A 21211-nucleotide genomic window follows, 5' to 3' on the forward strand; every position below is an offset into this window, starting at 1 on the left:
TTTTTATACATTTCTAAATATTTATAAAATATTCAAATTAACATACATTTTAGTTATGTAAAAAACTAAGTGTAAAGGAGATGAATTCATGCTAAAAAAATTGATAGTAGGTGCAGTGGTAGCCATTTCATCATTAACTGTAGGGTTAGGATCAGTATCAGCTAGTACCGAAAAGGATTATTCGATTACCTCTTTTGAATATGTAACTGTAGATGAAAAGACAGTAGATTCGTTTAACAAATTGGGTGCTCCATCTAAGGAAGACATAAAAATAACTTTAGTTCTACCGAAACAAAATCAAAATGGAGACTGGTTATCTTATGGTTTTTCGAGCAAAGAAAGTTTAGAGTCTTTTATTGAAAAAGATAAACAAAGATTGAATCATACAATCACTCCCCTTGGTGTTGGTGGAAGCGGACCTAATAGTACAGACTTCTATGAACATGCAAATAAAGGTGGCGAGTATTTTTCTCTTAGTAGCGGTTTTAAAAATTTGCCTCCTAGTTGGCAAAATAGAATTTCTTCTGTAAGTACAGCGTCCCCTACTGCTAGCTATTCAACAACGCTATGGGAACATACTTCAACTGAAGGATATGGAAAAGGTGTTGTTTTTAAACACGCTGATTGGTATGGCAAAACTGTAAACTTGAATGACTTTTTAACTTCAGCAGTTGAAGTTAAAAAGTAAAAATACAGAAATAAAAGGTGTCTTCACGTATGGAAGACACCTTTTATTTCTACAACTCTTAACTATTATTTTTCATATTCCTACTCTCCAAAACTTTCTCCATATTATGAGTCGCCCACTCCATCATTAATAGAATCATTGGACGCAGTGATTCACCAAGCTCCGTTAACGAATATTCTACTTTCGGGGGGACTTCACGGTACACTTCACGATGTATGATACCATCTGCTTCGAGTTCCCTCAGCTGTAATGTTAACATTCTTTGTGTGATATTTGGCTTTAACCTTTTTAACTCATTAAACCGTTTTGTACCATCTAATAGATGATACAAAATTACCCCTTTCCATTTCCCTCCAATGACCTCGACCATCGCTTCCACTGGACAAGAATATTTATTTAAAAATGGGTAATTTATATTATTTTCGTTTGAACAATCCATAATAAATCCCTTCCCTTAACATTAGTATCTTTTTTGATACTATACCACATAAATGTGCGTACTTGTTTCTATGTTGCTTTAAAAATATAATTTACTTACAAAATAAATAAATGAAAAGAGGAATTTTTATGACAAATACAAATCAAATTACAAAAGAAAAAATTATGGAGGCTTATCATTTCAGACATGCATGTAAAGAGTTCGATTCTATGCAAAAAATTTCAGAAGAGGATTTTAAATTTATTTTAGAAACAGGAAGATTATCTCCTTCTTCTTTCGGATATGAACCTTGGAAATTTGTTGTCGTACAAAATAAAGAATTAAGAGAAAAACTACGACCATATTCATGGGGCGCTGGTGGGCAACTTGCAACAGCTAGCCACTTTGTCATTGTTCTTTCAAGAAATATTAAAGATATGCATTATGATGCAGATTATATTAAACATATGATGAATGATATTATTGAATTACCTGAAGACGCGCAAAAAATTAGATATGAATTCTTCAAAAAGTTCCAGGAGTCAGATTTTAACTTATTACAATCCGACCGTGCTGTATTCGATTGGGCATCTAAGCAAACTTATATTGCTTTAGGGAATATGATGACGAGCGCAGCTCAAATCGGGATTGATTCTTGTCCAATAGAAGGATTTGATAAAGAGAAAGTAGATTCTTTACTTCGTCAAGAAGGCATAATCAATGAAGATAACTTTGAAGTATCTGTTATGGTTGCCTTTGGTTACCGTAAAGAAGAGCCAAAACGTGATAAAACAAGACAGACTATGGATGCAATTGTTGAATGGATTGAATAAGATAACATGCGCTCCTTATCGCTGTATACTCATACGAAAAAAGTAGAATTTCATTTCTCTTATGTATGAAATTCATTTTTCATGGAAAACTATATTAGTATGTATGCAGTTTAAATACTCTATTTATTAGAGTTGGACAGGAGGAGAATGAATATGTCTGATATTGAAGTTGGCGAAGTGTTTACTCTTAGTGATGAGAATAACGAAGAGCAAGAAGTAGAAGTGCTCGGAGCGATGGATGTCGAAGGTGCAGAATATATTGCAGTTGCCTTTGTTGAAGACATTCAAACAGAAACCGAGGAAGACATTGATATTTTCTTTTTAAAAGTAGAAGAAGATAATGAATTCTCATATATTGAGAATGACGAGGAATTTGAAAAAGTATCTGCTGCGTTTGAAAAGATTTTGGATGAGCAAGAGCAAGAATAGAATGAAACACACGAGGACGGATACATATCCGCCCTCTTTTTATTTTTCACTCACCCAAAGATTTATGCAGCAATTCCAGTACATCTTTCATCACAAACGGACCATCTTTCTTCACATGCTCAGCAAATTCAGAAACGAGACGTAGTGTACTCACACTTTCAACCGGATGCTCTCCTGAAGCACTTTCAGCAGAAAGCATAACAGCATTCGTTCCGTCCAGTACAGCTTGAAACACATCAGTTACCTCAGCCCTTGTTGGAATCGAATGATCTACCATAGATTGAAGCATTTGTGTCGCTGTAATAACATATGTATTCGTTCGATTACATTCCTGAATCATCATTTTTTGCAAGAGCGGAATAAATTGATACGGCAACTCTACTCCTAAATCGCCCCTTGCAATCATAATTCCGTCTGCTTCTTTACATATATCTTGAAAATTCTCGATTGCTTCCATCGTTTCTATTTTTGCAATTAAATTAGGTGATGTTTCTTTATACTGTTGTATAAAATCTCGTATTTCTTTTATATGACTAGGTTTTCTTACGAAAGAACACGCGATAAAATCAACATCCTCTTCTAAAAGAAACTGAATATCTTTTTTATCTTTCTCTGTAATAGCTGGTAAACTAACGATTGCTCCTGGTAAGTTCACTCCTTTATGTGATGAGATATTACCACCTGTTTTGACCTTTGTTTCTATTTTATCCGTACTTACCTTCTCAACGATTAACTCAACTTCACCATCATTCATTAAAATTCTACTTCCGACTTTCACATCATTCGCGATTCCTTCATAATCAACACTTGCTTCCGTACTACTCCCTGTAACTGGTTGCGTACGTAACATAAAAGAATCTCCCGCCTGAAGTGTAATTTGTTCTCCTTTTATTTCACCTAACCTTATTTTAGGACCTTGTACATCGCCTAAAATTTTAATAGAATCATCTAACGATTTCACTAAACGAATAATATCTTTATGACTTTCATGCGTGCCATGTGATAAATTTAGCCGAACAATTTTCATACCATTGCTTATCAACTTCGCTAACGTTTCTTTATTATTACTTGCTGGCCCAATTGTACAAACTCGATCGATTGTCATATTTCCACCATCCTTTTTCATTAGGATTCCCATAAGCTTTAATTACACTCTCAACATAAAAAAAGCCTACTCACACAAGTAGGCTTTTGAAACTACGAAAGTTTTGTTAATAATTGATTTAAATCTTTTTTCGTTTTCGTCGTTAATGACTTCATTTTAGTAATATCTATCTTTTCTTTCTCCGCTCCTACAATTAATGGATACATACTTTGTCCAATTGTTTTATATTCAGCTGGGTGTGATGTTTCTAACTCTTTCTCGATTACATCCCACTTTGCATTAATTTGTTTTCCAAGTTTATTTACTGTTTCTAATTTCGGATTAGCAGCTAATTGCTTATCTAAGCTATCAACTAATGCAACAACTTCTTTCACACTCGTTTTCACAGCTACACTTTTCTTCGGATCTTTCGTTGTTTTTCCGTCTGAGTTTGTACTTGTACTTTGATCTGTTGTTTTTCCGCTAGTCGTTTGATCATTCGTCTTTCCTGTCGTCTCTTTTTCTTTTGTTTTTATATTCTCGTTTTGAGTTGACGTTTTACCGTTACTTTCTGTTCCTGATGATTCTTTCGTGTTTTTAGCATCTTTATCTGTTTTTTCGTTGGAAGAAGTATTTGTTTCTTTGTCAGTATCTTTCGTTGTTTTTGACGTTTCATCTGTACTTGTCGTTTTTACTTCCCCTTCATTTTGTGCAGTTACTTGTTCCTTCTTTTCTGTCTCTTTATCTGCTGACGGACTACAAGCTGCCATAGTAAGCATTGTACCAATTGTTATCGATGCGATAGCGACCTTTTTCATTTTCATATAAATCCCCCTATGTTTACTTTATTTATCCTCCCCTTTACGATTCGATTTCCCTTTAAAAAATCCTTTTCATACGAATTACCATCTTTCCGACAGTAATCTTCATAATAATACGTACAAAAACTGATAAATCAATTTGAATATTCGAGTTTCTTCTACTTCATTTTTCTTCTCTGTAGGAAAAGAAAAAGAGTATATTGTCACATGAAGAATTACGATCTTCATATGACGATATACTCTTTTATCAAATTTTTATCTTTCTTGACATTTTATTTATACAAAAAAATAAAATTTTCTTTCATTTTTTGGTTTTCTCAATGATTGTTAACATAATATATTTATGAATAACCACCATTCGAATGAATAACTTGCCCAGTAATCCATTTTGCTTCTTCACTTACTAAAAAAGATATTAAGCGCGCAGCATCCACCGGCTCTCCTACTTTACCTTGCGGGAACTTCCATACTAAATGATGCTTCAGCTCCTCTGTAATCCATCCTGTATTCGTCGGTCCTGGATCAACAGCATTCACTGTAATCCCCTTCTCCATCGCAACTGGTGCTACTGATTTTGTAAATGCTTCAATTGCTCCTTTCGTCGCTACGTATGCTAGTTCATCAGGCATTGGCCCGAGTGACTGCCCTGAAGTAAGATTAATAATACTGCCACTCGCCTTGCTTGCATAATGTTTTATAAATAATGAACTTAATAACATAGTAGCCCGAACATTAACCGTATAATGTTTATCTAACTGTTCTACATTTAATTCCTCAATTCTCGTATGAGTAGCATACGCTGCATTATTAATTAAAATAGATGGATCACCTAACCGTTCTGATACCATATAAAACAAACGATTGGGCGAATACGACTGCGATAAGTTGATTTCTGCCATTTCACATCGAACACCGTAACTTTCAATCTCCTCTTTCAACAAAAAGGGCTCTTTGTCATGCATTCCCCACGGCATCGCTTTATCATACTGAGACCAATACGTGAAAAAAATTTCTATTCCTTTTTGAGCAAGCACCTTGCATACAACTGCACCAATTCCATTCAGACGAGTGGCCCCTGTTACAATTGCTATTTTCTTCACCTTTTCTCCTCCACCTATGGATAAATCCTCTGCACGAATACAGAGGATCTATCTTTTTATTCAATATTTGACAATATACGTTCTGCACCTAATTTTAAAACTTTAATAAAGATATAATTTACAATCGTAAACATTACAAATAAAACGATAAACATAACCCACAGTCCGACATGAAGGAAGAAGTATAATAGACTTACTCCCGCTACAATAACTAAAGCTATTAAAATATTAGCTAAAAAATTCCACAAAGTTGTATAGCGGCTCTTAAATAATTTCTGCTCTGTATCCCAATGTATATCTGCAGTTTGTGCATCCCAGCGTGTGCCTATTAAATTAATTAACAATAAACCGTTCGCACTTAATAAGAACCAAAGAACCATAAATACTGGAGAAATTCCCGCTACAACTGCCATCGTAATACCGAACACTGCTAAAATAATTACATTAATTAACCAAGCCGTGATTGCTTTCGCAAAAAAGATATCCGAAGCTTTTACAGGTAAATATCGATTCACAAACCAAGAGCTTCCATCACGTGAGAATGAAGTTGTTGCGATGACGTTACTTCCCATTAAAAATAGAGAGGCACAAAGGCCAACACCAATTGCAAGTCCTGCTGATTTTGGATTATCAATATATCCCGTGATCCATTTTAAATTCCCATCTTGCACGAATAAAATGAAGAACAACATAATCGGCATAACGAAAGTTTGTACGATACAATTTAAGAAAAATTGTGGTGTACGGAATAACGTTTTAAATTCTTTTTTCACATATGCTTTCAAATGTGAACTTTGTACCGTAGATTTCTGTAAGCCTTCTGCTGAAATGACTTCTTTTTTTGCTGTACTCGTTGAAAGTCCAATAACCCCTTTTAAATATGTACGCTCTGCAATGTAATAAAACAACACAAAAAATACAAATGAAATAACTGCAAAGATTATTACGTATAAAGGACCCTTCCAATTTGCATTTTCTACTAATGCTACTGCTCCAAAATATGTAGTCGGAAAATAGTTTGTCATTTGTACTAAAAGAGAAGACTGGTTGTTTGCAAGATAATCCGCAATTGCATCTTCAGAAAACGAACTTTTATTTTTCCACTGCAAAAATACGTTAATTCCTACAATAAATAGTATACTTACGATTCCAATAAATATATTTCCTCGGTCTTTATTTTTCGCTATATTTGTATACCTCATAATAACTGTCATGAGTAACGAAGCTAGTACTAACGGCACAATTGGGAAGAGTAAGTAAATGAAAATCATATATATGTAATATGTAATAAATGCGCCACTTTTTAAACCGTACGTAATAAAGATCGGTAATAAAATAAATGAACTCATTACGTATTGTGTAATTAATACCGTTAAAAATTTGGCTGAAATAATTTGCGCTGGTTTTAATGGTAATGGTAATAACATTTCAATATCATTGCTGTAGTAAAATACAGTTAAAATGTTCGTTATACTCATTAAAAATACCCATATACTCGCAATCGCAAGTCCCATTGCGATAATCATTCCTGGATCTTGCCCTAAATGTATCATTCCCTCATACATTGCATGCGTGATAGAACCAAACAGTAAAAATCCGACAAATAAAATAGCCGCAAATGAAAATACATACGCCCATCGCTTCTTCTTATCTGTTATAAAATCTGCATAATTTAATTTCAATAATACTTTCGTTAACGTCCAAATTTTACTCATTGCCCGTCATCTCCAAGAACATTTTTTCAAGTGATTCATTGGATTTAAAATGATCTCTCATTTCATCTAAATTCCCTTTGAACTGCAAATTCCCCTTATTAATAATCGCGACGCGGTCACATAATTTTTCTGCCACTTCTAATACGTGTGTAGAGAAGAATACAATCTTTCCTTTATCCGCATGTTCTCTCATCATTTCTTTTAAAATATATGCAGATTTCGGATCAAGCCCCGTTAACGGTTCATCTAAAATCCATACATCTGGCTCATGCACGAGCACACCAATAATAACAATCTTTTGTCTCATACCGTGCGAGTAACTTTGAATTTGATCTGATAAAGCATTATAAAGATCAAATTTCTTCGCTAAGGACTCAATTCGTTCTTGGCGTACTTCTTTCGGCACTTCATACATATCTGCCATAAAGTTTAAATATTCAATTCCCTTTAATCGTAAAAACATATCTGGACTATCTGGGACATAACCAAACGTCTTTTTCGCTTCCATCGGATTTTTCATAATATCTATACCGTTAATCGTAATCGTCCCTTTGTCCACCCCATGGATACCAGTAATCATCTTAATTGTCGTTGATTTACCGGCACCATTTGGCCCTAAAAATCCAAAGATTTCTCCGCTAGGCACAGATAAACTTAAATCTTTTACTGCATAGGTAGAACCATTATAACTTTTTGACACATTCGTAATTTCAATCATTCCATCCAATCCTTTCCTTAATTACCAAATAACTATATTAACATTATAGCATACTTCTATTTTTAGATTTTTGTATTTTTCAGTTTTTTAACCTTTGAAATAAATATACAGACCTAATCCAACGATCAAAACGACAGCTAGTATAATATAAATCATCGTAAGCCTTCTAATATTCCCCTTTGTCGCTTTACTATAATTTGCATCACCCTTTCGCCCAATTAACACCGTCGCAACTACAGTAATGACTACAAGTAATACAACGATCATGATCCAATTTAGCATACCTTCCTCCCCCTCCTTACAACCATTTTACAATATTATCCTCTTTATTCCGCAGTATATTTCCTCTTTTTACTATTATTATGAAGTAAACTGGAAAACTATTATTACCATTATTATCCATATGTGATATATTTATAACATAACGTGATTTATTTCTAACATGATAAGGAGGAACTATCATGAAAACAACTTGGATAAAATATTTAGGATTTCTTGGTTTCTTCGGTTTTCTTGGCTTTTTTTATGAAAAAGGATTGTTCACTATGTTTTGTTTCTTCTCCTTTTTCACATCGTATAGAACAGTTCAACACGATGAACTATTTGAACAAATCGTCAATAAATCGTGCCGTAATGCTTTTATCGTTACATTACTAACTACCGCTATCATTCTGTTTATTGAAATGTTATTTCCAAACCCGGCGCTACAAGAGATCGATATCGCTCTTATTTTCAGCACACTCATTCTTACGTTCGGATTCTCTATGTTCTTTTACGATAAACCTGTTGACGAAATGGAAGATGCACCATGGCGTTCGTAACGAAAATAAAAGAATACCGCGCCAAATTGAATATGACACAAGAAGATTTAGCAAAGAGCGTTGGTGTACGTCGTGAAACAATTAGCCACCTTGAAAAAGGAAAATACAACCCTTCCTTGCAGCTTGCTCACGATATTGCGAGGGCACTTCATAGTACGATTGATGAAGTTTTTATTTTTGAGGATGAATAAAAAATACCGGCATTCTTTTCACAAAGAATACCGGTATTTTTCATTTATACAACAATCACCCATACAAAACCGCATGAAATACGCTCAATAGTAAATATTGATCCTCTATATAATCCTTATCATATACATTCATCTCGATGTAATACATATCTTCCTCAAGACGAATATTCCAATCTGCGATTACATAGCCTTTTCGTAATAACTTTCCCATCCCAAAAGTAGTTTTATGAACAACAAATTCTTCTCTCTTATATGTGAAAGTAAATAAGAAATTTGCATCCAATAACTTTCCGTCACATACAAGTATTTCATGCTCTTCATCATGATTATCTTTATATGTTACTAAAATCCTTCTTTGGCGCTGCCTACTTACATCCTTTGCAATGACGCGAATATTGTCCTTACTATCCTTTATTTCATAAATAATATTACTACCGACTTTCGGAATGAAATCTAGCACTCTCATCAACGTATTTTTATAATACCCCCGTACTGCGCCTACTCTGTCGCTTCCAATGTAAACCTCAATAGGAACCGTGTCCGCTTTACTATCACACAGTCTTTTGTAAGAAAGCTGCATCACCCGCTCTCCTCTTAAGTACTGATCAAACGTCACAGGATATTCTATCGCGCGCAGTTCTTTATTTAACTCATATAAATAACGCTGAACACTCTCCACTAATGCTGTAGTAGAAATACATTCCTGAACCTCAAATTGTTGCCAACTGGAAGAAATCTTCCACTGATCGTCTTCTTCATAAAAGAAACTAAGAATGGTCTCATCACGGTCAGGCGTTTCATAATTCATATGTACATTCTGCCCGTGTTGCACTTGCTCCATCCACTGTCCTAAATAAATACCGAGCTCTGCGACCTTCATACGTGACTTTTGAAAAAATACACTGTTACTCGCGTGAATCGTTACATCCCCTTCGATAAAGCCCTTTGAATAAGCATCATACCGCGGCTCATCTTTCTGTGGGATATTCTTGTCTAACTCAAATAAAAATGTTAACATCTTTCACTCACCTCTAGTTATTACACCGATCGTACCTATAAAATGAACGCAACTCAAATTATATCGACGATTTTGCCAATATATCTACCGTAACTTAAAATATATCAACGATTTTTTCGATATATCGACGATTCGACAAAGAATATCGACTTATCAACAAATATCGACACGATTAAAATGAAACTACCTTTTCTTCCGCCACTTCTACAAGTTCTAAAATTTGCAGCAGACTCTTCACTTCATAAGTCGGATTAACACTTGCCTTATTCTCTTTCAAACTCGGATTATACCAACACGTATCAATGCCGTACTCTTCTCCGCCTTTCATATCAGAAGTGAGCGAATCTCCAACCATTAGTACACTTGATTTATCCGTAATTCCAAACTTTTCAAACGCATAATCAAAAATCTCACGTGCTGGTTTTTGATGGCCAACCTCTTCAGAAATAATAATATGATCAAAGAAGTTACGTAAAGGCGAATTTCCAATTCTAGATTGTTGTACCCTCGTATATCCATTCGTAATGATGCCTAGCTTGCAATCTTGTAGATTCTCACATAATTGCACTGCACCTTCTATAAGATGTACTTCTTTACCTAAGTTTTCAAGGTATACATCGCTAAATTGCTGCGCATCTACTTCTATATTATGAAGGGCAAATAATTGTCTAAATCGATCTACCGCTAATTCACTTAACGTAATCATTTTATTTTCTAAATCTCTCCATAACCCATTACTAATCTCTTTATAACTTGCAAGATAATCAGTATACCCTGTAGGCATACCAAACTGTACAAACGCATTATGCAGTGCGTGTTTTTCCGTTTCAGGGAAATCTAATAATGTATCATCTACGTCGAATAATATAACTTTGTATTTCATGATGTTCTCCTTAGTTCCTATTTTAAAAGCTTCGTTCTCATTGCTTATAAGTTTTTATATATTTCTTGATGAAGCGCTTTAACCCGCTCTTTATAGAATACACCTTTATCTTTTATTTTCAAATGTGCTATAAATAAGTTTGCTAGCATGACAGCTGTATCTAGTCTATAAAATAAACTAACGATATGAGGGGTAACATTAAAGATACTATCATTCTTATATCCATCTTTAAATTCATCCCAACTAATTTCATTAGTTTCAGCTATTCTCATTAACTCCAGCAATGGATGACCAATTAAAGCGTTATCCCAATCAACTATTGCTTTAACTTCTCCATTATACCCGATTAAATTGGCTGGTCGAATGTCCATATGTAATAAGCATTTTACATGATCTGCTGTACTAAGAATATGTTCAATTATTTTTGTATCTGGAAGTTTAATTCCACAATTCGTAATTGTATTAAACCCTTCTATCCGTTTCACAATTCTTTCTGCTATATACTTACTAATCGGCTCTTTAATATTTTTCTCGTAATGCAAACCATCAATTGGCATGCTATGAAGCTTGCTCACTAACTCTCCTATTTTGTGCGCAGAAATTGGCATATGATCAGTATACACACAATCCGAAATTAAAAAATCAAGTTCGACAGAAAGATGCAATCCGTGTATCTTTGGCACCGAAATACCTTTTGAATGACAATACTTAGAAAGCTCTGCTTCCTTTTTCAATGAAATCCGACTATTAAATAAATCTTCATTTATATTTTCTACTTCTCTTTCCCACGGCACTCGAAATGCCAAAGACCCCTTTTCTGAATCTCCTCGAAAAACAATATTTTGCACTCCCGTTCCAATCACCTTTAAATCCTGAACAGCTAATTCCTTATAATCTTGACTTAGTATTGTTGCTAGCTTTTCCCTTAATCCCTCTGCTTTTCCACGTGTATGAATCATTTTATCCCCCGATTCGTAAGTTCTTTTCATCCATTCTCTCTTCGTTGCACAACATTCTCATTAGCAAAATTATAACAACAATAAGAAAAGGAGGCTAATCCAATCAGCCTCCCTCTTCTTTATTTATCTTCTAACAATAAAACTTTCATTTGTTCTAACGACTCTTTCGTAAAGCCAAGTGCTTTTTCAGCATACGCTTCAACTGAACCATATTGCTTTTTCACTTCATCAATCGCAGCTTGTAAATACTCAGCACGTGCTTCGAACATCGCACCTAATATCGCTCTACTCTCATCGTTTTGTAGTTTTGCACCTAAAAAGGCCATCATTTTCTCGTTTAACTTTTCACGGAAACCGTTACTTAGTAAATAATCTTCCATTACTGTTTTCTCTGGTACACCTAGTAAAAGTAATAATAATGCTGATCCAAATCCAGTACGGTCTTTCCCAGCTGTACAATGGTTTACTAACGGTAAGTTTTCCGGGTTTTGCGCTAAGTTTAAGAAGCTTACGAACGCCTCGTTACCACTTACGAAATCTTGATTCATTTTCACAAGGTATTCGCCTGGTTTGCCTAACATAGAAAGGTCACCAACTTGGAAAAACTCATTTATGTTCAAGTCTTTTGCTAAGTCTTGCATAACTGGTAAACACACTTGACGAGCTCCTGTAATCTCAGGGTTTGGCTTATGCTTCACTTCAAAGTCTGTACGGTAATCGCAAATTAACTTTAAGCCAGACTTTTGTAAATACGCAATATCCCACTCTGTTAATCCTGCTAATTCTTCAGAACGGTATAATTTACCCCATTTTACTTTACGGCCTTCTGTCGTTTCATATCCTCCCATATCACGGAAGTTAAACGCGCCTTGTAATGGCAGTCTACGCTCAGCTACTGTCACTGCTTGTCCATTACTACCTACTAGTCTAAAATATGGACGCTCATTTTCGCTCGGGTTTTCAATTGTATATGATGATTCTCCATTTACCGTTGCAAGTAATTCTCCATTTTCTTCAATATGATCTGGCGAAGTACTCCAGTAAATGCGAACTTCCTCTATATTATTTTCCCACTTTATTTGTAACGTATTATCTTCATTTCTTTCTACAGTTGCTTGTAACCAATGTCTTTGCTGCCCCATTCTTTCACCAACGCTTTCTCTTATAATCGAATCTTACTCTATTGTATTATACGAATATCTACTTTGTCGTTCTCATTTTTCTTTTTATCTTACAAACAGGCAAAAAGTTCTTTTACTTGTTCATAAGTTGTACACGGATTGCCTCGAAATGAGTTCAAGAAAGTACATCATTCATCCTCCTAAAACTTCCTCACATACCGCTCAGTACAACTAAGCAGCTGACATCCGTTCTTTTCAAAAACATCCTTCATCCATTCATTTTGTACATTTGCCTCACCAATATAATAAGAAGCACCTATTTCCTTTAAGACAAACATTGCACCTGTAAAGAATGCTGCTTCATACCCTTTATTACGCATATTTGGAGCGACTGCGAAATACATAAGTTTTCCTTCTTCTAACGTACCTCTCTCAATATGCGGAATTACAATTCCGATCGGCTCTTCATCAATACTCGCAGTTAAACAATGTTCTTTCCATTGCTCTCCAATTTCTTGTAGCATCATATTTACAAATTGATCATAAGTGACTTGTTCTTCTGTCATCTCACTCCAAAGAGAATAAAAAGCATCTTCTCCTACTTCTTCAATCAACTTAAAATCAATATCACTTTCTACATCTTCTACTTTATATAGATCCTTAAACACAATGATGTTTTCAGTAACATATTCAAACGAATACGTTTCAAAACATTTTTTATACATATTATAATTGGGGCTTTTCGAAGAAATCTCAAAATGTAAGTTTTCTATTCCCTCTTCTTCAGCCTCAGCAACGCAATATTGCATCATTTCCTTTAATTGCTCTTCTGTAAAAACTTCTGCATTATTTTCTTTTATCATGATTGAAGAAGCATTTCTTCTTATTTTAAAATGTTTTTCTAACTGTTCTATCGTCGTCATATTCTTCCCTCATCTATGTCATACTCGAATTTCTACTTGTTCTCCTTGCATGAGCAGGATTGTCCTTGAATATATAGAATACTAGAAAACATCGCATCTTTAAAGTGCGGAGGAGGTTCTCCATTGGATATTACAGCATTGCAACAACAGTTAGAGCTTATACAACAAAATGACTATACGCAACTACAACATATAGATATTAATGAATTAACTTTGAACATGCTTCAGTTTATCGGAACGACTGATAGTTACGTTCGTTATCAACTTATCTATAAATGTTTTGTGCATTTTATTCATCATGAATTTCTTATGGATGATCAGCTGAAATTGCTTTTACATACTTGTTTAAGTGATGAGTATTTATATTGTGATATTTACTCCACACATTCAGATGGAGTTTTCACACGTTCTTACACTGTTTCGTTAATTGCGTTAATACTCCAATTCGCTAATTCGCACTATTTTTTTACTGAGGAGGATATCGAAGAAATAAAAAACAAACTCATTACATACACAAACTTAGAAACAGATTTTCGAGGCTATATTGAAAATAAAGGATGGGCTCATTGTCTTGCTCACGTATCTGATGCCTTTACGGAAATTGTTCATAATACGTATACAACTTTTGAATGGTACGAGGAGTTAATTCATTGCTTATTAAATAAAATCTTTATTCCATCTGACCTTTTTCATAATAACGAAGATGAACGAATTGTTACGCCATTACTAGCGATGTTGTATCATGACTTTCCGCAAGACGAGTTAATTTCTATTATTCATAAAAAAATAAAAAGGCTTCCCCAAATTAGAAAGCGCCTTTCGTTAAATGAGTATTGTATTTTATGTGCCAACATTAAAACCTTTTTACGCACTTTATTTTTCAGAACGAAAGATGATCATAACTTAGCCTTTACAGTACGGAAAACAGAAAGAATGTTAAAAGAACTTCCTAATTATTACTAGATATAAGGAGAACAACTATGGGTTATATTGAAGATATGAGAAATTTAGTAGGAAACCAGCCACTGATTTTAATAGGATCACACGCCATTATAGTAAATGAAAACAATGAAATATTGCTGCAGCTCCGCACCGACTTTAACCGCTGGGGTATTATTGGCGGCGCCTTGGAATATAACGAAACGTTAGAAGACGCTTTAAAGCGAGAAGTATATGAAGAAACTGGACTTATTATCAAAAATCCAGAACTATTCCGTACATACTCAGGACCAGATTTCTTTCAAATCTATCCAAATGGCGATCAAGTACACGGTGTACTCGTTGTTTATATTTGCCGAGAATTCAACGGTGAGCTTGTATGCGACCATACGGAATCGAAAGAACTACGCTTCTTTTCACTGAATGAGTTACCGAGTAATCTTCCTCCTGTTATTGAGAGAATTATTAATGAGTTTCAACAATCCAATTTATACGTGAAATAGAATGGCTTTTCCTTTCATTTTATATAGTAATATAAAAACCTCATTTCTCGTCATTACAACGTGAAATGAGGTTTTTATCGTTCACCGTAACTCCCTATTTCCCCAAAATGATATTAACGTTCTCTTTCTACAACTTTATATCCCTTTATAAAAAGTATAGTTATATAAGAAACGATAAATGAAAGAATCGTATACATGCCAACCCAAAAGAAAAATACTGGATCGTGCACTGTAACATTTAACATAAGAAAAATAAGAAATGTTACCATTGGCATCACGTAAAATGTACCAATTTTATATGTCACAGCTATTGAAAAAATACAAATAAGTAATGGATATATACAGAAAATCAAAATTGACTCACTCAATGTTATGTCCCCCTTTCTGCAGAAATAATAGGTTTCTTGTAAACATTTTGGGGAACAACAAAGTTTTATATTTTCATTCGTTTTTAGTAAACAAAATGTTAGATCGTTATCTCAATCTGATTTCCTTCAGGATCACTTACTACACTTTCATAGTAACCATCCCCTGTAGTACGCGGGCCATTTAACACAGGGTATCCTGCTTCTCTTAATGTATTCGTTAATTCGTTCACCTTTTCTTTACTACCTACAGAAAAAGCAATATGTGCATATCCTATTGTTTCTGTTTGTAATGCATCATCTAACCCTACCTGCTTCATAAGTTCTAGACGCGCACCACCTTCAAAAGTTATAAAATAAGATTTAAATTGCTTTTTCGGATTGTGATATAAGCTATTTTCTTCGCCACCGAAGTACTGTTTATAGAAATCACGCATTCCTTCTAAATCATTCACCCAAATTGCTACATGTTCAATTTTCATAATCGACACCTTTTCTTTTATGTTATTCAACTGACAATTGGATGCTTCATTGCCAGGACATTTAATTTTCTTTATTCGTTCTCGTAATCATAAGATCAAGTCCTAGACTTTTTAATCCATATAAATAATCTTCTTTCCAATTACTCACTGTTATTTTCGGAATATGTTCCGCCGGAATGTACTGCGGACAAGTTTTTACAATTTGATCTATAACAAATTGATTCACTTCATCATCACAGAAGATAAAGGCATGAGGGTTAATAATAGCTATACATGTAGCGATTAAACGAGTAATAACATCTATATTATATTCCTCTGGATTATTCGAATCTTCACTTCTCAAAGCTTGCAAGAAATTTTTGTTATTATACTGCGGGACGAAAGATATCTCTCCTGAGAAAAATGTGCTTCCGCGTACGACATTTCCATTTACCATAATACCTGCACCTGGACCATTTTGACCGGAATACAAATATACAAGAGAGGAATTGTCATAGTTTCCAGTGTTTTTATAATAACCAAGCACAGCAGCATTCATATCGTTTTCTATTACTACTGGTATAGAAAACTGTTCCTCCAAATGACTTTTCAAATTAAAATTTTGGAACTTTTCATATCCAGGAATATAAAAAATACGACCATTATCAACCGAACCAGGCACACCAATTGATATAGAGCTTATTTTCGGGAATGTAGCGATAAGCCTTTCAATATGTTTAGATAATAGATTTACGCCCGTATCAATTAACATACTTGAAGTACTCCCCTGTTCTTTTACTTCCCCTAAACAGTTAAAAATTGTATAGTTCGTCTCATTTTTTTCTAAAAATATCGCTAAACCTAACATATATTCTGGATTATATTCATATCGTTTCGCTCTTCTTCCACCACTTGAATCATCTAAACCAGCTAAAGTGACTTCACCGTCTTGTTTCATTTTTTCTATAAATTTACTTATCGTTGGAAAACTAATTTCTAATGTATTACTAAGCTCAACTTTCGTTGCACTACCTCGCTCTAAAAGAACTTTACGAATGCCGCGAAGGATTGTCTCTTTAATTGATTTTTGAGTAACAAACTGTTCACTCAAATCGCTCACCACCTTAATCAACATACTTATTAAACACTTTTAATAAATTGCGTTGACAATATATCATACATCATTTTCTAAAGCAATAAAGATGATATATTTCCGATGCATGCACTCCCTGTTTCGCTTCATGTATTCATACAATTCCAGATAACAGAGCAAATAATAAAACAGCTAGTAAAGCATTACGTATTCCGAATGATTCCCCTAGTATACCAGATGACTAAAAAGGCTATATAACCGATGAGAGAAACTTACAGCAAACGAGAAAACCAGCAAAACAAATAAGAAAAAGAGCGTTTCAAGAAGTAAGTAATGTCTTCGTACGATTTTCCGCACTATTTTTCTTTATATGAAACACCTTTCACATTTTCTATACGATACAACATCTGTTTATTCATGCACTCATAAAAAACGATTTCTATAAGTCTATCGTTTTAATAACTTTAGCTGGGTTACCACCAACTACTACATTATTGGGTACATCTTTTGTCACAACTGCCCCTGAAGCAATTACAGCGTTATCTCCAATTGAAATACCAGGGTTAATAATAGCTCCCCCGCCTACCCAAACATTGTTACCAATCTTTACAGGCTTTCCATATTCTTTACCAGAATTCCGCTCTACCGGGTGTAAAGGATGAGTAGCAGTATAAATGTGAACACCAGGTGCAAACATACAATTATCCCCAATTCGCACTTCACAAACGTCTAAAATCACACAATTGAAATTGGAGAAAAAATTCTTTCCAATATGGATATTGTAACCATAATCACAACGAAAAGTAGGTTTAATATGTGATGCCCCGTCAGCTGAAGAACCTAAAAGCTGATTTAATAATGTAAAACGCCTCTCATCTCCTGTCTCCATCGCCTCGTTATAAAGACGTGTTAAACGTTTTGCCTTCACCCTATCAGCTACTAATTCTTCTTCATCTGCAATATACATTTCTCCCGCTAACATCTTTTCTTTTTCTGTTTTCATAGAATCATCTCCTTCGTAATCAAATGAACCCTACGTATTAAATATCTTTATTAAGTGACTTTCATTATACTTATTAAACATGTTTAATAAGTAACCCTATAGTAGCATACTTTTTAATATATGCAACTAATAAGTTTCAAAAGAATATGCGAACTCCTTGCTTTACTCATCGATATGACGAATAAGTTATAGAGAAAAAAGAGGGAACGCTCAGTGCTCCCTCTCAAATCCAATCCGTTTCTTAATTTCTGTTAAATTTACCTTCGCAATAGTCCGCGCCCGCTCAGCACCTTTTTCCAACGCTTCATATAATAAATTTGGTTCATTCATATACATAGCATATTTCTCACGAGGCCCAGCCAATTCACGGTCTACAACGCGAAACAACTCTTTTTTCACATCGCCCCATCCAATACCAGTTTCATATTTTTCACGCATTGACTGCATTTCATCTTCCGTTGCAAATTCTTTATATATTGTATATAACGTTTCTAGTTCTTTCGGTTCATTTGGAAGTGAAGAATCTGTTTTGATTTTAAATATTAACTTTCGTAGTTTTTCTTTCTCTGCAAATAATGGGATCACATTCCCGTAACTTTTACTCATCTTTCTTCCATCAAGCCCTGGTAATATTGCGCCTTCTTCTTGTATGACATACTCTGGAAGCGTAAATGTCGTGCCGAAAGTATGATTAAAATACGTCGCAATATCACGCGCGATTTCAATATGCTGAATTTGATCTTTTCCGACAGGCACATGAGTAGCTTGAAATAATAATATGTCAGCCGCCATTAATATTGGATACGTATATAACCCCATATTCACACCAGCATCTACCTCTAACCCTGCCTCTTTATTTTGCTCTACTTTCGCTTTATACGCATGAGCACGGTTCATAAGCCCTTTCGGAGTTAGGCAAGCTAATATCCAAGCTAATTCTAGAATCTCGGGCACTTCCGTTTGCCTATAAAAAATAACATCTTCACTAAGTCCAAGTGATAACCAAGTAGCTGCTACCTCTTTCGTATAACTACTGAACTGACCCGGATCATGCACAGCATTTAACGCATGATAATCAGCTATAAAGTACAATGCTTTTCCTTCATTCTTCTTTGACATTTGCAACGCAGGTTTTATAGCGCCAATATAATTTCCTAAATGCGGATAACCTGTTGGTTTAATCCCAGTTAACATTATTTTCTCACTCATCCTAACTCCTCCTTTCTCAAAATAAAAAGAGCCCCTCATCCTTAAAAAAGGACGAGAGACTCCCGCGGTACCACCTTAATTAGCTATTGTTAGCTCACTTCAACTTCTTAACGTGAAGCAACCGTCTTTACCTACTCATTTCAGTTAGAAGCTCCAGAGCCCATTCCACATTCATCCCTTACTGATTCCCACCACACATCAGCTCTCTGAAAAGTTTCGAATATGTACTCTTCTCTTTCATCGCTTTTCTTTATTTTTTACAGTTTATCACATTTCACTTCTAAACAAACCAAAATTTTCTATTTTATATAGCAGGAATTTCCACTTCAATTGCCTAATATTATATAGGTTTGCAGAAATACTCGAAACAACTTTGGAGGTTTTTTCATGGTAAAATATATATCCATTGAAAAATTAAATTTATTAGAAATCGGTAGTTTACATTTTGAAAAACCAGATTTAGAGAAGTTCCCTTGCCTACAATACGCATTTGAATGTGGCAAAATTGGTGGTACTACTCCTGCTGTATTAAATGCAGCAAATGAAATTGCAAATGCACTATTCTTAAAAAATGAAATTACCTTTTTCGATATTGAAAAAACAATTTACAAAACAGTTGAAGCCCATCATAACGTAAAAGATCCTTCACTAGATGCTATATTAGAAGCGGATCAATGGGCACGTCAATATGCAAATCAATTATTAATTAAAAAGAGCTAAAACAGATTATACTGTTCTAGCTCTTTTTTCACGTATTCAACTTAACAAATCGATAACCATGCGTTACTAACACCTTTAATATCGCATACCCTGGAATTGCTAAAATAATCCCCATAATTCCAAATAAATTTCCTGCAGTTAAAATAATAAAGATGATAGTAATCGGATGAATATCTAACTTTTTCCCCATGACTTGCGGAGAAATAAACTTACCTTCTGCTAATTGTACAACCATCATTACGATAATTACCTTTAAAACCATTGCTGGCGAGTCAATAAATGCGATAATTAACGCTGGTGTAATTGCAATGATTGGTCCTACATACGGAACAATATTTACAATCATCGCTAAAATAGCAAGTAGTACTGCATATTTAATACCGATAATAAGGTAACCAATTAATAGCATAATACCGATAAATAAGCTAACGATAATTTGTCCTCTAATATACGAGCTAATCGCATAATGCATATCGTCTAGTATTCTCATCGCTGCTGGTCGTCTTTGTTCTGAAATAAACTTTAAAAAGTGATTCGGTAATTGCTCACCATCTTTTAAAAGATAGAACAATATAAACGGAACCATTACAAACGTTAAAACGACCTCTGTAAGGGTACTTAAAAATCCAGTTACATTTCCTGTTACTGATGATAACGACTTCGTAAAATCAACTGTATAGTCTTTTACCATACTCGCTACATCAATATTTAAATTCTCCTGAATTTTTCCTAGTAAATTACTTTCCCCAAATCTACGTGCCGCTCGTTCAATTTCATGACCGAAATACGGTAAGTTATCTATTAATGCATCAATTTGATCTTTAATAATTGGAATAACCGTTAAAACTAAAAACACAAATAATCCAATTACGATTAAGTATATCGAGGCTATTGATACGATTCTTGAAACACCTTTCTTTTCTAAAAGCGAAACGAATGGATGCAAAATGTAAAATAGTACGCCCGCTAATAATACCGGGAAGAAAATTGTTTTTAAAAAGACGATAAACGGTGTAAAAACAAATGATATTTTTGTTAGTAGTAAAATATTAATGAACAATAGTGCAAACCCAAGTAACACTGCTAAATAATTGTGTTCTCTAAAAAACTTTTTCAGCTTATCTCTTTTTCTTATACTTATTTTCTCCAACGAAACCACCTCTTCGAATGATGAAAAGCCCTTATTCAGGGCTTTT

25 protein-coding genes, 2 pseudogenes and 1 other annotated feature are annotated in these 21211 nt (G+C 34.4%); of the genes and pseudogenes, 8 read left to right on the forward strand and 19 right to left on the reverse strand.

Annotated features, from left to right (window positions below):
* Window positions 1-88 precede the first annotated feature (88 nt).
* Window positions 89-688 carry a hypothetical protein gene (locus tag RCJ96_RS17665; protein WP_416503848.1) on the forward strand — a complete coding sequence of 200 codons (600 nt, stop codon included), beginning with the start codon at window positions 89-91 and terminating at the stop codon, window positions 686-688.
* Window positions 689-746: 58 nt separating this feature from the next.
* Here RCJ96_RS17665 and RCJ96_RS17670 read toward each other — a convergent pair whose 3' ends face one another.
* On the reverse strand, window positions 747-1127 hold the full coding sequence (locus tag RCJ96_RS17670) for a winged helix-turn-helix transcriptional regulator (protein WP_000340653.1): 381 nt from the start codon (window positions 1125-1127) through the stop codon (window positions 747-749).
* Window positions 1128-1255: 128 nt separating this feature from the next.
* Here RCJ96_RS17670 and RCJ96_RS17675 point away from each other — a divergent pair, with 128 nt between their 5' ends.
* Window positions 1256-1939, forward strand: a complete 684-nt coding sequence (locus RCJ96_RS17675; RefSeq protein WP_416503849.1) for an NAD(P)H-dependent oxidoreductase — start codon at window positions 1256-1258, stop codon at window positions 1937-1939.
* A 147-nt stretch (window positions 1940-2086) separates the two neighbouring features.
* Window positions 2087-2368, forward strand: coding sequence for a DUF1292 domain-containing protein (locus RCJ96_RS17680; protein WP_208747376.1), 282 nt, complete (start codon window positions 2087-2089; stop codon window positions 2366-2368).
* 46 nt (window positions 2369-2414) lie between these two features.
* On the opposite strand, the gene RCJ96_RS17685 is transcribed toward RCJ96_RS17680, so the two are convergent.
* From RCJ96_RS17685 to RCJ96_RS17710, 6 genes are all read right to left on the reverse strand, one after another.
* Window positions 2415-3473 (reverse strand): pyruvate kinase, encoded by a 1059-nt coding sequence (locus RCJ96_RS17685; protein ID WP_242304176.1) that lies wholly within the window; start codon window positions 3471-3473, stop codon window positions 2415-2417.
* 92 nt (window positions 3474-3565) lie between these two features.
* On the reverse strand, window positions 3566-4276 hold the full coding sequence (locus tag RCJ96_RS17690) for a hypothetical protein (RefSeq protein ID WP_270794339.1): 711 nt from the start codon (window positions 4274-4276) through the stop codon (window positions 3566-3568).
* A gap of 338 nt (window positions 4277-4614) precedes the next feature.
* A complete protein-coding gene (locus RCJ96_RS17695; protein ID WP_416503850.1) occupies window positions 4615-5373 on the reverse strand; it encodes an SDR family oxidoreductase in 759 nt (252 codons plus the stop codon).
* Between the two features lie 56 nt (window positions 5374-5429).
* Entirely contained in the window at window positions 5430-7088 is a 1659-nt protein-coding gene (locus tag RCJ96_RS17700) for a putative ABC transporter permease subunit (protein ID WP_416503851.1), read from the reverse strand.
* On the reverse strand, window positions 7081-7806 hold the full coding sequence (locus RCJ96_RS17705) for an ABC transporter ATP-binding protein (protein WP_000570194.1): 726 nt from the start codon (window positions 7804-7806) through the stop codon (window positions 7081-7083). The genes RCJ96_RS17700 and RCJ96_RS17705 overlap by 8 nt, the downstream gene beginning before the upstream one ends.
* Before the next feature lie 87 nt (window positions 7807-7893).
* Complete coding sequence (locus RCJ96_RS17710) at window positions 7894-8088, reverse strand: hypothetical protein (RefSeq protein WP_000935861.1); 195 nt, start codon at window positions 8086-8088, stop codon at window positions 7894-7896.
* 179 nt (window positions 8089-8267) lie between these two features.
* On the opposite strand from RCJ96_RS17710, the gene RCJ96_RS17715 reads away from it, so the two are divergent.
* Together RCJ96_RS17715 and RCJ96_RS17720 are read left to right on the forward strand one after the other, a co-directional pair.
* Window positions 8268-8627 (forward strand): DUF3796 domain-containing protein, encoded by a 360-nt coding sequence (locus RCJ96_RS17715; RefSeq protein WP_074609211.1) that lies wholly within the window; start codon window positions 8268-8270, stop codon window positions 8625-8627.
* Window positions 8615-8818, forward strand: a complete 204-nt coding sequence (locus RCJ96_RS17720) for a helix-turn-helix transcriptional regulator (protein ID WP_074609209.1) — start codon at window positions 8615-8617, stop codon at window positions 8816-8818. Before RCJ96_RS17715 ends, RCJ96_RS17720 begins: the two co-directional genes overlap by 13 nt.
* Before the next feature lie 55 nt (window positions 8819-8873).
* Here the strand turns inward: RCJ96_RS17720 and RCJ96_RS17725 are convergent, their stop codons facing one another.
* The 5 genes from RCJ96_RS17725 to RCJ96_RS17745 form a co-directional block, all read right to left on the reverse strand.
* Window positions 8874-9836, reverse strand: a complete 963-nt coding sequence (locus RCJ96_RS17725; RefSeq protein WP_416503852.1) for a tubby C-terminal domain-like protein — start codon at window positions 9834-9836, stop codon at window positions 8874-8876.
* A 172-nt stretch (window positions 9837-10008) separates the two neighbouring features.
* Entirely contained in the window at window positions 10009-10719 is a 711-nt protein-coding gene (locus tag RCJ96_RS17730; protein WP_242304182.1) for a YjjG family noncanonical pyrimidine nucleotidase, read from the reverse strand.
* Between the two features lie 44 nt (window positions 10720-10763).
* Window positions 10764-11708 (reverse strand): phosphotransferase family protein, encoded by a 945-nt coding sequence (locus tag RCJ96_RS17735; RefSeq protein WP_270794335.1) that lies wholly within the window; start codon window positions 11706-11708, stop codon window positions 10764-10766.
* A gap of 89 nt (window positions 11709-11797) precedes the next feature.
* A complete protein-coding gene (locus RCJ96_RS17740; protein WP_074609201.1) occupies window positions 11798-12820 on the reverse strand; it encodes a tyrosine-protein phosphatase in 1023 nt (340 codons plus the stop codon).
* Between the two features lie 179 nt (window positions 12821-12999).
* Entirely contained in the window at window positions 13000-13722 is a 723-nt protein-coding gene (locus RCJ96_RS17745; RefSeq protein WP_416503853.1) for a GNAT family N-acetyltransferase, read from the reverse strand.
* A gap of 123 nt (window positions 13723-13845) precedes the next feature.
* Here RCJ96_RS17745 and RCJ96_RS17750 point away from each other — a divergent pair, with 123 nt between their 5' ends.
* Both RCJ96_RS17750 and RCJ96_RS17755 read left to right on the forward strand, forming a co-directional pair.
* A complete protein-coding gene (locus tag RCJ96_RS17750) occupies window positions 13846-14685 on the forward strand; it encodes a DUF2785 domain-containing protein (RefSeq protein WP_416503854.1) in 840 nt (279 codons plus the stop codon).
* Window positions 14686-14702: 17 nt separating this feature from the next.
* Window positions 14703-15164 (forward strand): NUDIX hydrolase, encoded by a 462-nt coding sequence (locus tag RCJ96_RS17755; RefSeq protein WP_242304187.1) that lies wholly within the window; start codon window positions 14703-14705, stop codon window positions 15162-15164.
* Between the two features lie 113 nt (window positions 15165-15277).
* On the opposite strand, the gene RCJ96_RS17760 is transcribed toward RCJ96_RS17755, so the two are convergent.
* From RCJ96_RS17760 to RCJ96_RS17785, 6 genes and pseudogenes are all read right to left on the reverse strand, one after another.
* A complete protein-coding gene (locus RCJ96_RS17760) occupies window positions 15278-15532 on the reverse strand; it encodes a YbeF family protein (RefSeq protein WP_074609194.1) in 255 nt (84 codons plus the stop codon).
* 98 nt (window positions 15533-15630) lie between these two features.
* Entirely contained in the window at window positions 15631-16011 is a 381-nt protein-coding gene (locus RCJ96_RS17765) for a VOC family protein (RefSeq protein ID WP_074609192.1), read from the reverse strand.
* Window positions 16012-16072: 61 nt separating this feature from the next.
* Window positions 16073-17101, reverse strand: a complete 1029-nt coding sequence (locus RCJ96_RS17770) for an ROK family transcriptional regulator (RefSeq protein WP_416503855.1) — start codon at window positions 17099-17101, stop codon at window positions 16073-16075.
* A gap of 136 nt (window positions 17102-17237) precedes the next feature.
* Window positions 17238-17355 (reverse strand): annotated as a pseudogene (locus tag RCJ96_RS17775) (MFS transporter); the annotation flags it as partial.
* 167 nt (window positions 17356-17522) lie between these two features.
* A complete protein-coding gene (locus RCJ96_RS17780) occupies window positions 17523-18086 on the reverse strand; it encodes a maltose acetyltransferase domain-containing protein (RefSeq protein ID WP_242304193.1) in 564 nt (187 codons plus the stop codon).
* Between the two features lie 210 nt (window positions 18087-18296).
* Window positions 18297-19295, reverse strand: a complete 999-nt coding sequence (locus tag RCJ96_RS17785) for a tryptophan--tRNA ligase (protein ID WP_270794327.1) — start codon at window positions 19293-19295, stop codon at window positions 18297-18299.
* Between the two features lie 44 nt (window positions 19296-19339).
* Window positions 19340-19545, reverse strand: a binding site (T-box leader).
* 152 nt (window positions 19546-19697) lie between these two features.
* On the opposite strand from RCJ96_RS17785, the pseudogene RCJ96_RS17790 reads away from it, so the two are divergent.
* Window positions 19698-20015: pseudogene (locus RCJ96_RS17790) on the forward strand (1-deoxy-D-xylulose-5-phosphate reductoisomerase); the annotation flags it as partial.
* Between the two features lie 28 nt (window positions 20016-20043).
* On the opposite strand, the gene RCJ96_RS17795 reads toward RCJ96_RS17790, so the two are convergent.
* Window positions 20044-21165 carry an AI-2E family transporter gene (locus tag RCJ96_RS17795; protein WP_242304196.1) on the reverse strand — a complete coding sequence of 374 codons (1122 nt, stop codon included), beginning with the start codon at window positions 21163-21165 and terminating at the stop codon, window positions 20044-20046.
* Window positions 21166-21211: the final 46 nt, after the last annotated feature.

It is taken from the genome of Bacillus sp. BSL6 (genome assembly GCF_052928345.1).